Source organism: Streptomyces sp. NPDC006393, from assembly GCF_040628575.1.
In the GTDB taxonomy this organism is placed as follows: domain Bacteria; phylum Actinomycetota; class Actinomycetes; order Streptomycetales; family Streptomycetaceae; genus Streptomyces.
Genome location: NZ_JBEXZD010000034.1, coordinates 57,678 through 71,538, shown reverse-complemented (window position 1 = coordinate 71,538; position 13,861 = coordinate 57,678). Strand labels below are relative to the sequence as shown.

The following is a 13,861-nucleotide window of genomic DNA, read 5'->3' as shown; positions in this document are numbered from 1 at the left end:
GCGGCCTCCTGCTTGCGCACGGTGTCGCTGCCGGTGTTGGCGAAGCCGGGGTAGGCGCTGAGCGCGGCGGTGAGACCGCTGTAGCTGTAGAACGAGTTCCTGCCCGGGAACATCTGGTTGAACTGCGCCTGACTGACCACGAAGCCGGCCGCGGATGCGGTGGGGGCCGACTGGAGCGCCAGGGCGGCGCCCGAGAGGGCGAGCGAGGTCAGGACTGCGGCGATGCGGCGCCTCGACACGGAATCAACTCCTTCGCGCGGCACGGCCGCTCCCGGGCGGGGGCAGGGGAAAGCCCGGCCTCGTGCGCGCGTGCCGGTGGTCCCGGCCAGGGTGTGGGGGGCGGCCGTGGTGGGGGGTGTGGAGGCACACTCAACCGTTTTGGTCTGTACCAGTCAAGGGTGTAGACCAGTCAACATACGAGAGGCGTCCGACGCGTCCCCCTGCGCGCCGGACGCCTCAACGCCCGTCCCTGTGAAGCTGTTCGGCGCCCTCCGGTGCGGTGGCCCTCCTTCGAGCGAGTTGGACCATATCGCCCGCCTGGACGACACGAAGCGGGCGCAGTTCGGTGCCGGCGCCGTCGGTGTCGGTGTCGGTGTCGGTGTCGGTGTCGGCTGGCACCTAGGGGGTGTCGCCCTCCTCGGGTGGCGCGGGATGCGCTCGGGATCGGTGCAGGCCCGCGCCGCGAGGGTCCCGCGGCACGCCGCCCGTGCCGGTCATCGCTCGTCGGCCGGGTGCAGGAAGGGACGCACCTCGATCGGCAGGGTGGTGGCCCGGCTCGCCTTCCGGCCCCAGTCCAGGGCGGCGTCCAGGTCCGGCGCCTTGATCACACACACGCCGCCCAGGTACTCCTTGCCCTCGGTGAAGGGCCCGTCGGTGGCCAGCACCTCGTCGCCCTTCGGACGCAGCACGGTGGCGGACTCCGGGCCGTGCAGCCCGCCCGCGAACACCCATGCCCCGGCCTCGCGCAGCTCCTGGTGGAAGAGCTCCAGGCTGCCCACGATGTCCGCCAGCGCCTCGGCCGAGGGGGGCGCGCCCTCGCTCGGCTGGATCACGCTGAGCAGGTAGTACTTCATGATGTCCTCCTTGGCGTCGTGCCGTTGTCCCCCTCCTACACGAACGGCACACGCCCGGATCGGCACCTCGCCCGAGGACGCCTGAAGAACCTCTTCCCGGCTCAGCTCGCCGCGGCCAGCAGCGGCGTGCCGCCCAGGACCGCCGAGAACCGGTCGACGACCTGGGCCAGCGCCTCGGTGGCGGCGGGCGCGACCGACAGCGAGCCGTCCTCGTGCACGGTGATGTCCTTGTCGAGGGTGAACCAGCCCTGCACGATGTGCGCCGCGCCCATGGAGTTGAGCACGGGACGCAGGGCGTAGTCGATGGCGAGGACGTGGGCGGTGGAGCCGCCGGTGGCGAGCGGCAGCACCGTCTTGCCGGTGAGCGCGTACTGCGGCAGCAGGTCGAGCAGCGCCTTGAGGACACCGGAGTACGACGCCTTGTAGACGGGGGTGCCGACGACGATCCCGTCGGCACGGGCGAACAGCTCGGTGGCCTCGACGATCGCCGGATGCCGGAAGTCCGCGCCGAGCAGGGCCTCGGCGGGGATCGTCCGCACGTCGAGCGGTATCACCTCGTGGCCCTGTTCGAGAAGGCGCCGGTCGAGGTGGCGCAGCAGGCGGTTGGTGCGCGAAGAGACGGACGGGCTGCCGGAGACGGACAGGACGATGGCCATGCGGGACTCCTGTTGCGGAATGCGGGACGGGCGGCAGAAAGGCGGCGGATCGGGAGGAAGGATCAGGCCGCGGGGCAACAGGAGGCGCTGGAGACACGGGCGAGGTCGACATGGCGTCGCCGCGTGAGGTCCAGTCGCATCGTCATGCCGCCGATCGTGTCAGCCGCCGAGGACGGCCGTCAAGGAAGAGCCGGCCGTTCTCGTATCGCGGAACGGCGCGGTGCACGCGGGCACGAGCCGCACGGGAAGGACACGGGGACTTCGGCGGGAAACGGTCGGCGGGCCGGTGTCAGCCACGGTCCTGACGGGCCATCAGCCAGGGTTCCTGCGGGAGCGGAGTGCCGGTCTCCATCAGGGACTTCAGGTTGGACAGGACCGCCGGCCAGCCGCCGGACACGTCGGCGAGCTCCTGTTCGTCCCTGAGGTTCTCGTGGGTGACGGTGAGCCGGACGATGTCGCCGTGGGGCCGGATGTCGAAGGTGACCCGCGAGTGGCTCTCCTCCCGGTCCGCGTTCTCGGGTGCGGCCCAGGTGGTCACCAGGCGGGTCGGCCGGTCCGCCGCCACGACGGTGCCGACCGCGTCGGCGATGCCGGAGCCGTCGGTGCGCACGTGCTCCCAGCGGGAGCCCGGCTGCCAGTCCGAGACGTTGCTGTGGCCCCAGTAGGCGGCGGTCAGGTCGGCGTCCGTGAGGGCGTCCCACACCGCTTCGGGCGTGCTCTCGATGTAGGTGACGTAGACGTAGGTCGGCTTGTCGGTCATGGTTCCCTCGGCTGCTTTCTCGGCTGTTTCCTCGGCACGTCGCTTCACGGCGCCGAGCACGCTCAGGCGCGGGCGCTCGAACCTCTCGATCCAGCGCTCCTGCATGTCGTGCAGCGGGACCGGGTTCAGGTAGTGCAGCTTCTCCCGGCCCCGGCGCACCGTGCTCACCAGGTTGGCGGCCTCCAGGACGGCCAGGTGCTGGGTCACCGACTGGCGCGTCATCCCGATGCGCGCGCACAGCTCCGCCAGCGTCTGCCCGTTGTTCTCGCGCAGCCGGTCCAGCAGCCGTCTGCGGGTCTCGTCGGCGAGTGCCTTGAAGACCCTGTCCATTCCCGAGTCGCCGCCTCCTTGCATACGTACAGTTATGCAGGCGATTACCTGCATGTCAAACCGAGGGCATCCCTGACGGCATGCCGCGTGCGAGAGGGTGGGGGCGGGTGGTGCATGAGTGATGCGTGAGAGGCGCGTGGGTGGTGGGCCCGTCCCCGGCCCACCACCCCGGCCGTCAGGAGACGTCGAGCGAGGTGTCGTCGACGACGAACGACGTCTGGAGGGTGGAGCCCTCGGTGCCGGTGAACTTGATCGTCACCGTCTGGCCCGCGTAGCCGGCCAGGCTGAAGCCGCGCCGGCTGTAGCCGCTCTGGGCGTTGAGGTTGGAGTACGTGGCAAGGGTCGACAGCACGGTGCCGCCGCTGTTGAGCACCTGCACCTTGAGCGTGTCGTAGGCCGTGGTGGTGGTCGTCTCCGCCGTGTCCACGTGGAGGTAGAAGCCCAGCGCGGCCGTCGTGCACCCGGAGGGGATGGTGACGGTCTGCGCGAGGGTGTCCGTGTGGGCGGAGCCGTAACCGTCCAGCCAGGCCTTGTACGAGCCGGTGCGCGCCGCCTCACCGGAGTCGCCGGTGATGACGCCGCTGCTCGCGCTCCAGACGGTGTCGCCGGACTCGAAGCCGCTGTTGCCGAGCAGCTGGGCGGCGGTGCAGGAGCCGGTCCCACCGCCACCGCTGGTGCCCGAACCGGCCAGCCAGGCGGTGGCGTTGAGGGCGAGGGCGGCGTCGGTGGCGCTGGAGTCGTTCCAGCCGTCGTAGAGGGTGTTGCCGGACTGGCCGGTGCCGTCGTCGATCGGCGAGCTGTCGCCCCAGTACGCGACGCGGCCACTGCCGAAGGTGCTGGTGACGAAGAAGGCGCCGGTGTTGCCGGAGTAACCGGTGCGGTGGAGCAGGCCCTTGACGGAGGAGTTGTCGGACGGCTTGAGGGTGGCGGTGGTGCCGTTGGCGATCAGGCTCTTGGTGACGGTGCCGAAGGAGCCGTGCAGCACCGGGTCCGTGGAGTCGCTGATCGCGGCCGGGTGGTCGGAGGTGATGTTGAGCGAGTCGATGGAGAAGCCGAACGGGTCGGTGGAGTCGACGCTGTTGTTGCTCATCAGGTCGTTCAGGATCTGCACCGAGTCCTTGCCGTCGTTGTTGCGGTCGGAGCCGGTGTGATCGGAGATCATGAACAGGCCGCCGCCGTTCTTGACGAAGTTCATGATCGCCGTCTTCTCGGCGCTGGTGAAGAGCGTGTTCGGCTCGGGCAGCACCAGCGCGTCGAAGTTGGACAGGTCGGTCGACGACGAGCCGCCGTAGGAGAGGCTCGCACCGGAGGGAAGCGTCTTGAGGCTGTAACCGCCGGTCCTCTGGAGGGCCACGCCCCAGGAGGACAGGGCACCGGTCCAGTCCGTCTCGGCGGACGGGGAGGAGTCCTGGCCGAGCGGGTCGGGCTGGCTGGTGGAGATGATCCAGTCGGCGTTGCCGGCGGTCTCGGCGTGGGCGTTGTCGAACAGGACGCGGTGGGTGGTGGCCGCGTGGGCGGGAGTGGCGCTGGTGGAGAGCTGCAGGGCCGCCGGGGCGACGAGCAGTCCGAGGCCGGCCAGGCCGGTGGTGAGCCTGCGGCGGAATCTGCGGAATCTTCTGGATCCGGGCATCCGGCGAACCTCCGAGTGGGGTGAAGGGGCGGTGCGGGCGCCGAGTCTGCGCGCGTAGAACCCATCCGAGCGTTCTACACGCGTCACTACGATTGAAAGGTACATGGCATGACCGGACGGTGAACAGAAGGTCCCGGCGACAACCGTATGGAGTGCATCCGGTTACAGGGGGCATTCGATGGACGCGGGGAGGACGACGGAAGACGACAACGGGCGATGAGAACGGGGGACGAGGACAGGAGAGGGCAACGGGGGCGACGACGGGGGACGAGGACGGGGGACGACAGGGAAACGACGAAGAGGGGCGAAGATGGAGATCAGCGGCATCATCAGTGCCATCGTCATCGGCATCGTCATCGGCGTCCTGGGACGGCTCGTCGTCCCAGGCCGTCAGCGCATCGGGATTCTCTGGACGATCCTCATCGGCATCGTGGCCGCGCTGGTCGGCGCCGCGATAGCGGGCGCGATCGGGGTGGCCGACACCAAGGGGGTCGACTGGATCGAGTGGCTCATCCAGATCGCGCTCGCCGCGGTGGGCGTCGTCGCGCTGGACCGGGCGAAGACGACGCATCGCTGACACGGGCCCTCGGCCCCGCTCCGGCACACCCACCGCTCACCGCGACCGTCAGCGGTTCGCGAGCCACTGGCCGTACCAGGCCAGGGTGGTGTCGATGGTGTCGGTGAGCGGAGCCGGGGCCGCGCCGAAGGCCCGCTCGAACGCGGAGGAGTCCACGATCTGGGGCTCCGTGTGCTGGTAGAACATCTCGGCGTACTCCCCCATGAACCGTTCGTCGAACGGGCCGAAGGGGCGGGCTTCGGTTAGGACCACGACGTTCAGCGGCCGCCCGACCCGCCTCTCGATCATCGCGTGGATCTCGCGCGTACTCACAGCGGGCGCGGTCGGGCAGGGTCGCGCAACCGCACCGCTATCTGCTGATCGAGGGCACGCCCGTACCGGGCTACGCCGCCCCGCCCGACACGCTGGACAGTGCCCGGGCGGTGCTCGGGCCGTTCCTGCCGTGCTTCGCGGCGGCCGAGCCCTCCGCGGCGGTGCGGCCACTGGTCGGCCAGATGACGGCCTGGGCCGCCGGGGACCCCGAGGTCGCGGCGTGGGCACGCTCGGTAGTGCCCACGGGCGAAGGGGGCACGGCGCTGGCCGGCGCGGTGCTCGTGTGGGCCCATCTGCACGGGGCCGTGGGTCTGGAGGTGTCCGGGCAGTTCAGCGGCATGCGCCACGAGGGCGCCACACTGCTCGCCGCGCAGATCGACATGCTGGCGGACGCGTTCGCCCTGGACGCCGCGACGGATCGCGGCTGAGCACGAGCCCGACCGAGCCGGCGCGGACGGTCGCCCGCGCCAGCGGGCACTCGCTCACGCAGCCGGACGGCAGCTCGCGCAGACAGGCGACCGCACCCGCAGCCGGACGGCCGCACCCACAGACACGCGGCCCCACCCGCAGCCAGACGGCCGCACCCACAGACACGCGGCCCCACCCGCAGCCAGACGGCCGCACCCACAGACACGCGGCCCCACCCACAGACGGATGCCGCACCCGCACCCGGACGGCAGCTCCGGCACACGGACGGCCGCTCGCGCCGGCGGGTGCTTGCGCGCCCCGGGCGGGTGCGGGGTGGGCCGTTGATCAGCCGAGTTCCAGGGTGGTGACCCCGTAGACCCGCGCGCGTGCGTACGGCCGTACCGGTCCCGTGTACATGCGGGCGGTCTCGAAGGACGGCGCCAGACCGGCCTGCTCGGCCAGGGCGATGCCCGCCGCGTTGGTCTCGGGGACGTCCACGGCCACCTCGTGGCCCTCGGCGTCTGCGGTCAGCGCCGCGAACAGGGCCCGTGCGTCCTCGGGGGTGTCGGCGAACAGCGGACCGATGCGCAGGCCGACGTGGGCCGGGCGGAGCACGCCGTAGCCGGTGACCCTGTCGCCTGCGCGGCGGACCAGGGCGCGGTGTCCCGGCGTGGTCAGCCAGTGGGCGACGAAGCGCGGGCGCTCCGCCGGATGACAGGCGGCGTCGTAGGCGGTCACGTCCGCCAGGTCGGCGGGGCCGGCCTGCCGGATGCCGGCCGGAGGCCGGGCGGCGGGCGCCGTGCCGGTGAACCGGATGGTGCGGTGAGCGGCCTCGAAGCCCGACTGCCGGTAGTTGTCCTGCTGGGCGACCACGCCGTCCAGGCCGATCGTACGGTCCCCCGCGTGGGCGAGGGCGGTCTTCCAGGTGGTCAGGCCGTGGCCGTGGCCGCGCAGGTCGGGGCGGACCAGGTAGCAGCCCAGGAAGGCGTAGTCGGGGCCGTGGTTCACCACCGAGATCGCGGAGACGGGTTCACCGTCGATCCGGCCCAGGAAGAAGCCGTCCGGGTCCTGGGCGAAGAAGGCCGGCCCGTCGGACAGCCCCGGGTTCCAGCCCTCGTCCGCCGCCCACCCTCTGATCACCGGCCAGTCCTCGAGGGTGGCCCGGGTGACGACGAGGTCTTCGTGGACGGCGAAGGGCATGGATGTGCTCCGTATGTCCGTGGGTGTTCGAGTGCTTCCGTGGGGCGTGCGCGCAGCATCCTTCCGGATCGCGGGTGGGCGCGCCACGGCGGGATCAAGCCGTACGCCCACGGCCGATCGGCCGCTTCCGCATGCCGGCCGGGCCCTTTAGGGTGACCGGTCATGAACCCGGCCGACATCAGCCTCCGCCCGGTGGACGAGGCGGACCTGCCCGTCATGGAACGCTTCCTCCACGATCCCGAGGCCGCGTCGCCCTTCCAGTGGTACGGCTGGCGGGATCCGGGGCGCTGGCGCCGGCAATGGGCGGAGAACGGTCTGCTCGCCGAGGACACGGGGCACCTGATGGTGGTGCGCGGGCCGGAGCGGCTGGGGTTCGTCGCCTGGCGCAGGATCGTCCCGGCGCCGGCCTCGTACTACTGGAACATGGGCATCGCGCTGCTGCCGGAGGCCCGCGGGAAGGGTGCCGGGACCGAGGCGCAGCGGCAGCTGATGCGGTACCTCTTCGCGCACAGCACCGTGATGCGGATCGAGGCGGACACCGAGGCCGAGAACCTCGCGGAGCAGCGCGCCCTGGAGAAGGCGGGCTTCACCAGGGAGGGCGTCCTGCGCAGCGTCTCCTTCCGGGACGGCCGCTGGCGGGACGGAGTGCGGTACAGCATCCTGCGCGGCGATGTGCACTGAGAGTTCCGCACGGCGACCCGGACCGGGGCCCCGCCGCTCGGACGGGGGGGAGGACCCCACCGGTGCGTCCCGCGCGGGTGGGGTCCTTCCGTGCCGTAGGGCGGACGGGGGCGACTCAGCGGTGCGTCCGGGGGCGGTGGCGCCGGTAGAGGACGGATCCGCCGAGCAGCAGTGCCGCGCTCGCGGCGACGGCGGGCAGGGTCTGGTCGGTGCCGGTGTGGGCGAGCGACGCCTGCGTCGTGGGGGTGGTCACGGGGTGCGGCAGCGGCTTCGGTGCCGGGTGCGGCGTGGCGCGCGTGGGCGGTGCGACCGGCCGGGGTGCGGGCTTGTCGGGGCGTTCGCCGTTCGTGGACGTGTTGCCGACCGACGGATTGCCGACGCCGGCCACGTTCACGGTGTTGCCGCTGACGTTGACCGGGACGTGCACGGGAAGCTGGATGCCGTTGCCGGAGATCACGCCTGGCGAATCCTTTCCGCCGGCCCGTGCCGTCGCTCCGCCGCCGGAGGGCGTCCGATCCCTCCCGGCGGACGCGTTGACGCAGCGGTTGCCCGCCGCGGGGTTGAGGAGTCCCACCACGCTCACCGTGTTGCCGCACACGTTCACCGGGATGTGCACCGGGAGCTGAATGGTGTTGCCTGAGATCAACCCGGGCGAGCCGACCGCGGCGCCGTCCGCCGTGGCTCCGCCGTCGGCGGCGAACGCGGCGGACACCGGCACTGTCATCGCCATGGCGCCGGACGCGGCGACGGCGATCACACCGTTTCGGGTAACCCGTTTCATAGGTCCTGTGCCTTCCAGACATGGAGTGCGGGCACTCGCCCGCGCCGGGTAAAACGCCGGTGAACGATCCGAGTTATGGCTTATCGGTCTTTCACCCCATCGAGCGGCCCGCTTTTCGAACGGCCCGCGGAGCCTCGCACGGGCGCCCACGGCAGCCGGGGGCCGTGCCGGATCACGCCCGCCGCGGCGCCGGGAGGCGAGGCCCGGGGGCGCCGCTTATGGTGTTCGAGGGCGTTGTCCCGGTCCGCGGCGGAGCGCCCCTGGAGGCATCGATGCTGGCCAAGCTGTCGACGCGGTCGGCGGCCCGGCGCTGTGCGGGCGTCGGGGCCGTGACGCTGACCCTGCTCGGCGCGGGGCTGCCGGCGGCGGTCGCGGGCGACGGGCCGCCCGGTCTGAGCCGGTTCTACCGTCAGAAGGTGACGTGGGCGGCGTGCGAGGCGGGCGCCCCCGACGACATGCAGTGCGGCAAGGTCACCGTCCCCCTCGACTACGCCCGTCCGGGTGGGGGCACCATCGATCTGGCGCTGGCCCGCTACCGGGCCACCGGCAAGTCGCGGGGTTCGGTGGTGCTCAACTTCGGCGGCCCCGGCGGCGCGGGCGTCCCCGCGCTCGCCGCGGACGGCGGCAAGGAGTTCATGGACCTGACCAACGGCTACGACGTGGTCACCTTCGATCCGCGGGGCGTGGGCAGGTCCTCCCCGGTCAGCTGCGGGATCGGCACCGACGCGGACTCCTCGGACGCGGGCGGCGGTTCGGGCGAGGCGAATCCGGACCTCGGCAACGCGACGGCGGCGCGCAAGGCGCTGGAGGAGTGGAAGAAGGTCGCGGCCGAGTGCGCGAAGCACTCCGGCCCGGTCCTGCCGCACATAGGGACGGTCGACGCGGCGCGGGACCTCGACGTGATCCGTCAGGCCCTCGGCGACCGCAAGCTCAACTACCTGGGCTTCTCCTACGGCACCCGGCTCGGCGCGGTGTACGCGGCCGAGTTCCCGCACAAGGTGGGTCGGATGGCCCTCGACGGGGTGGACACGCTGACCGAGCCTCTGTCGGAGCAGGGCCGGGTGGCCGCCGAGGGGCAGCAGACGGCCCTGGAGGACTTCCTCGACTGGTGTGTGCAGGACATCGCCTGCCCGTTCGGACAGGACCGGCGCGCGGCCGGCGACCAGGTGCTCCAGCTCATCGGCTCGCTCGACGCGAGCCCGGTGCCGAACGGTTACGGCGGCAGGCTCTCCGGCCAGGACCTGGTGGGTGCGATCGGGCAGGCGCTGTACAGCAAGGCCATGTGGCCCTCCCTGGAGCGTGCGATCGCCTCTCTGGTCCAGGACGGTGACACCCGCGGTGTCGAGGCCTTCGCGACCGGCGGTATGGCCCCGCCCCCGGGCGACGGACAGGCCCGGCAGGCCCGGCAGGCCCGGCAGGGCGCGCCGGAGCGGGCCGGAGCGGCGAGGCCGCCGGGCAGCGGCGGCGGACTGGTGGGCGCCGCGGACGTGCCGCCGGACAACGCGCCGGCCGCGATGATGGCGATCAACTGCGCGGACGACCCGGACCGGCCCAGCGCCGGGCAGCTCACCAAGGACCTCGGCCGGCTCAGCGCCGACTACGAGGCGGCCTCACCGGTCTTCGGCCACTACCGGCTCAGCGAGCTGCTGATGTGCTACGGCCGCCCCAAGGGCAGCGATTTCATCCGGGAGAAGGTCAAGAACGTCGACACCGCCCGGATGCTGCTGGTGGGCACCCGCGGCGACCCGGCGACCCCGTACCGCTGGACCGTGGAGACCGCGCGGCGGCTGGGCCGGTCGGCCGTGGTGCTCGACAACCGGGGTGAGGGTCACACGGGGTACGCGTCATCCCGGTGCGTGCACCGGAAGGTGAACGACTTCCTCCTCTACGGTTCCCTTCCGCCGAGCGGAAGCTCCTGCCCGCCGGACACGCAGCCCGGCATCAGCGGGTGAGAGGCCGGCGGGTGAGGCGTCGGCGGGCGGGAGACCGGCGGGTGGGAGACCGGCGGGTGGGAGACCGGCGGGCGGGAGACCGGCGGCCGCGCGGTCCGGTCCGGCTCAGCCGGTGACGATCTCCGGCTGGTAGAGGTCCAGCCACAGGGCCAGGTCCAGGGTCTTCTCCAGCCCGCGCCGGGCCGCCTGGGTGATGACGGGTGTGTCGCGGTGCGCCGCCTCGCGCACCCGCTCCCGGTCGACGAGGTCGAACACCGGGTGTCCGGGCCGGGCGAGCAGGTCCTTGGTGTGGTCCTGGAGGGCGAGCGCGTACTTGGGGTCCTGGGTGGACGGGTACGGGCTCTTGACCCTGTCGTACACGGACCTGGGCAGCAGGTCCGCGGTGGCCTCCCTGAGCAGGCTCTTCTCCCGTCCGTCGAAGGACTTCAGGGACCAGGGCGTGTTGTAGACGTACTCCACGAGCCGGTGGTCGCAGAAGGGCACCCGCACCTCGAGTCCGACGGCCATGCTCATCCGGTCCTTGCGGTCGAGCAGGACGCGTACGAAACGGGTCAGGTGCAGATGGCAGATCTGCCGCATCCGGTACTCGAAGTCGCTCTCGCCGTCGAGGCGGTGGATGCCGGAGACGGCGGTGCGGTAGCTGTCGGCGACGTAGGAGGGCAGGTCCAGCGTCCGGGCGAGGTCGGACCGCATGACGTCGCCGTCGTCGCCGAAGTCGCGGGCGAAGCGCACCAGCCAGGGGAAGGTGTCGGCGCGGCGTGCCTCCTCGTCGAAGAACTGCTGGTAGCCGCCGAAGACCTCGTCGGCGGACTCGCCGGACAGGGCGACCGTGGAGTGGTCGCGGATGCTGCGGAACAGCAGGTACAGCGAGGCGTCCATGTCGCCGAGGCCCATGGGCAGGTCCCGGGCCCGGAGCACCCTCGCCCGCACGTCGGGGTCGGCGAGGGTGTGGGCGTCGAGCACGATGTCCTGGTGGTCGGTGTCCGCGGCGCGGGCCAGGTCGTGCACGAACGGCGTGTCGGGGGTGGCGCGCAGGTCGTCGGCGACGAAGTTGTCCGTCTGGCCGACGAAGTCGACGGCGAAGCTGCGTACCCTCTCGCCGTGCTCGGCGAGCTGACGGGCGGCCAGCGCGGTCATCGCCGAGGAGTCCAGGCCGCCGGAGAGCAGGGTGCAGCGGGGCACGTCGGCGACGAGCTGGCGGCGCACGATGTCGTCCAGGAGGGTGCGGACGGTGGCGATGGTGGTGTCGCGGTCGTCCGGGTGGGGCCGGGTGTCCAGGCGCCAGTAGACGCGGGTGTGCGGGCCGGTGCGGTCGACGGTGACGACGGTGCCGGGTTCGACCTCGCGCATGCCGTCCCACACCGCGTGTCCCGGGGTCTTGACGAAGGTGAACAGCTCGCGCAGCCCGTCGAGGGTGACCCGGCGGCGGATGAGGGGGTTGGCGAGGATCGCCTTGGGCTCGGAGCCGAAGAGGACGCCGTCGGGGGTGGGGTGGTAGTAGAACGGCTTGATGCCCATGCGGTCGCGGATCATGACCAGCTTGTCGTGGCGGCCGTCCCACACGGCGAAGGCGTACATGCCGTTGAGCCGCTCCGCGACGGTGTCGCCCCACTCGAGATAGCCGCGCAGGACCACCTCGGTGTCGGAGTCGGTGGTGAAGCGGTGGCCGCGCGCGAGGAGGTCGGCGCGCAGTTCGGTGAAGTTGTACGTCTCACCCGAGTAGACGAGTGCGACGCGACCGTCCGGGGTGTCGGCGGTCATGGGCTGGCGGCCGCCGGGCAGGTCGATGATCGCGAGCCGGCGGTGGCCGAGGGCGGCGGGCCCGTCGGTCCACGTGCCGCGGGCGTCGGGGCCGCGGCAGGCCATCGTCTCCGTCATCGCGTCCAGGGTCGCGGCCTCGGCGCGCAGGTCGCGGTCGTAGGAGACCCAGCCGGTGATGCCGCACATGTCGTACCTCCTGGCGCACCAGTTGTATCGAGCACCTATATGACGAGCCTCTGCCACCCGACCGGGCCGGTCAACGCGGCCGTAGCCCGAACGACCGTGCCACCCTCGTGTTTTCGGCCGCACTTTGCTTACGCGACACTTACGAATGGGCCGCCCACCAGGAGCGACCCGCCGGGATTCGGCCACGGGCAAAGACTTCCCCAACATGGGCAAACACATCCCGCACCGCATTCCATCCCGGCCCCCAGAAGCGGTGACGACGGCCGGCGGCGCGGGGGCGACCACCGCGCGTCCGGGCCCCGATTACTCCAAATGCCCGGTATGGGAAATCGCCCTATGGTTCTGTCATGGAGCACGATCTGAGTCCCGCGACCCTTGCCCGGCTGCGGCGCCCCCGCAGCTACCCCGCGGTGTCCGTGCTGACGCCGACGCACCGCCGCGAGCCCGACAACTTCCAGGATCCGGTCCGGCTGCGCAATGCCGTGGCCGAGGCCAAGAAGCAGCTGGAGACCGACCCGGCGGTCACCCGGGAGCGGCGCGCCGACGTCGTGCGGCACCTCGACCAGGCCCTCGCCGAGGTGGACCTGACCCATGCCGAGGACGGGCTGCTGATCCTCGCGGCGCCCGGCGAGCACCAGGTCTGGTCGCTCGGCCGTACGGTTCCGGAGCGCGTGGTCCTCTCGGACACGTTCCTCACCCGCAACCTGGTCTCCGCGCACGCCGCCGAGCGCCCCTTCTGGGTCCTGTCGGTCTCCGCGGACCGCATCACCCTGTGGAACGGCGGGGGCGGGCGGGTCACCGAAGCACGCACCGGCGGCTTCCCGCTGGCCCGCGACCTCGGCGAAAACTTCGACGCCGAGCGCCAGGAGCAGATCGGTGACGCGCCGAGCATGTTCCGCGACGAGCGCACCCGCCACTTCCTGCGGGACGCCGACACCGCGATGAGCGCGGTCCTGCGCGACCACCCGCGTCCGCTGTACGTCACGGGCGTGCCGGCCGCGCTCTCCGTCCTCGACGAGTTCGGCTCGGTCGCCAAGTGCGCCGTCCAGGTGCCGCGCGGCGGGCTGGCGCACGGCACCGCCGATGCCGTGTGGCGTGCGATACGGCCGGTGCAGGAGGCCCAGGCGCGCGAGGAGACGGAGGCCGTCGTCCGCGAGCTCACGGCGGCCCGCGGGCGCAAGGAGTTCGCGGCCGGCGTCGACGAGCTGTGGCGCACCGCCCGGGAGGGCCGGGTGCGGCTGCTGGCCGTCGAGGAGAACTACCGGGTGACGGTGCGCGACGCCTTCGGCGACCATCTGATCCCCGCCGCGAGCGGCGACCTCGACGCCCGCGAGGACATCGTGGACGAGATCGTCGAGCTGTGCCTGGAGACCGGGGCCGAGGTCCGCTTCGTCCCGGACGGCACCCTGGGCGAGGAGCAGGGCATGGCCGGGGTCCTGCGGTACTGACCGCGAGAGCGCACCGGTCGGACCGGGACCGAAAGCGCTTCCGAGCCCCTCACGCTCCCTCCTCACCGGCGTCTACGCTACGGCGGGACTCGTCGGCGAGGAGGGA

General features: G+C 72.0%; 12 protein-coding genes and 3 pseudogenes. 5 read left to right on the top strand and 10 right to left on the bottom strand.

The window, feature by feature from the left end; genetic code table 11:
* The 6 genes and pseudogenes from ABZ484_RS16800 to ABZ484_RS16775 form a co-directional block, all read right to left on the bottom strand.
* Nucleotides 1-239 (bottom strand): annotated as a pseudogene (locus tag ABZ484_RS16800) (chitinase); the annotation flags it as partial.
* Between the two features lie 474 nt (nt 240-713).
* Complete coding sequence (locus ABZ484_RS16795; protein ID WP_030166193.1) at nt 714-1,073, bottom strand: YciI family protein; 360 nt, start codon at nt 1,071-1,073, stop codon at nt 714-716.
* A gap of 101 nt (nt 1,074-1,174) precedes the next feature.
* Entirely contained in the window at nt 1,175-1,729 is a 555-nt protein-coding gene (ssuE, locus tag ABZ484_RS16790; RefSeq protein WP_358866627.1) for an NADPH-dependent FMN reductase, read from the bottom strand.
* Between the two features lie 62 nt (nt 1,730-1,791).
* Nucleotides 1,792-1,869 carry a putative leader peptide gene (locus ABZ484_RS16785; protein ID WP_353962852.1) on the bottom strand — a complete coding sequence of 26 codons (78 nt, stop codon included), beginning with the start codon at nt 1,867-1,869 and terminating at the stop codon, nt 1,792-1,794.
* Nucleotides 1,870-2,018: 149 nt separating this feature from the next.
* Nucleotides 2,019-2,819 carry a metalloregulator ArsR/SmtB family transcription factor gene (locus ABZ484_RS16780; protein WP_358866626.1) on the bottom strand — a complete coding sequence of 267 codons (801 nt, stop codon included), beginning with the start codon at nt 2,817-2,819 and terminating at the stop codon, nt 2,019-2,021.
* A 175-nt stretch (nt 2,820-2,994) separates the two neighbouring features.
* The gene (locus ABZ484_RS16775; RefSeq protein WP_358866625.1) at nt 2,995-4,449 is read right to left on the bottom strand and encodes a hydrolase; all 1,455 of its coding nucleotides are present in this window, start codon (nt 4,447-4,449) and stop codon (nt 2,995-2,997) included.
* Nucleotides 4,450-4,759: 310 nt separating this feature from the next.
* Between ABZ484_RS16775 and ABZ484_RS16770 the strand changes: the two genes are divergently transcribed.
* Entirely contained in the window at nt 4,760-5,026 is a 267-nt protein-coding gene (locus ABZ484_RS16770) for a GlsB/YeaQ/YmgE family stress response membrane protein (protein ID WP_358866624.1), read from the top strand.
* Between the two features lie 48 nt (nt 5,027-5,074).
* Here ABZ484_RS16770 and ABZ484_RS16765 read toward each other — a convergent pair.
* Nucleotides 5,075-5,353 (bottom strand): annotated as a pseudogene (locus ABZ484_RS16765) (epimerase); the annotation flags it as partial.
* A gap of 17 nt (nt 5,354-5,370) precedes the next feature.
* Between ABZ484_RS16765 and ABZ484_RS16760 the strand changes: the two are divergent.
* Nucleotides 5,371-5,766 (top strand): annotated as a pseudogene (locus ABZ484_RS16760) (WHG domain-containing protein); the annotation flags it as partial.
* Nucleotides 5,767-6,091: 325 nt separating this feature from the next.
* Here ABZ484_RS16760 and ABZ484_RS16755 read toward each other — a convergent pair.
* The gene (locus ABZ484_RS16755) at nt 6,092-6,946 is read right to left on the bottom strand and encodes a GNAT family N-acetyltransferase (RefSeq protein ID WP_358866623.1); all 855 of its coding nucleotides are present in this window, start codon (nt 6,944-6,946) and stop codon (nt 6,092-6,094) included.
* 162 nt (nt 6,947-7,108) lie between these two features.
* On the opposite strand from ABZ484_RS16755, the gene ABZ484_RS16750 reads away from it, so the two are divergent.
* Complete coding sequence (locus ABZ484_RS16750) at nt 7,109-7,627, top strand: GNAT family protein (protein WP_358866622.1); 519 nt, start codon at nt 7,109-7,111, stop codon at nt 7,625-7,627.
* 115 nt (nt 7,628-7,742) lie between these two features.
* Here the strand turns inward: ABZ484_RS16750 and ABZ484_RS16745 are convergent, their stop codons facing one another.
* A complete protein-coding gene (locus ABZ484_RS16745; RefSeq protein WP_358866621.1) occupies nt 7,743-8,408 on the bottom strand; it encodes a chaplin in 666 nt (221 codons plus the stop codon).
* A gap of 272 nt (nt 8,409-8,680) precedes the next feature.
* Here ABZ484_RS16745 and ABZ484_RS16740 point away from each other — a divergent pair, with 272 nt between their 5' ends.
* Nucleotides 8,681-10,360, top strand: coding sequence for an alpha/beta hydrolase (locus tag ABZ484_RS16740; protein ID WP_358866620.1), 1,680 nt, complete (start codon nt 8,681-8,683; stop codon nt 10,358-10,360).
* A 105-nt stretch (nt 10,361-10,465) separates the two neighbouring features.
* Here the strand turns inward: ABZ484_RS16740 and asnB are convergent, their stop codons facing one another.
* Complete coding sequence (asnB, locus tag ABZ484_RS16735; protein WP_358866619.1) at nt 10,466-12,307, bottom strand: asparagine synthase (glutamine-hydrolyzing); 1,842 nt, start codon at nt 12,305-12,307, stop codon at nt 10,466-10,468.
* A 347-nt stretch (nt 12,308-12,654) separates the two neighbouring features.
* Between asnB and ABZ484_RS16730 the strand changes: the two genes are divergently transcribed.
* A complete protein-coding gene (locus tag ABZ484_RS16730) occupies nt 12,655-13,755 on the top strand; it encodes a chemotaxis protein (RefSeq protein WP_358866618.1) in 1,101 nt (366 codons plus the stop codon).
* Nucleotides 13,756-13,861 lie beyond the last annotated feature (106 nt).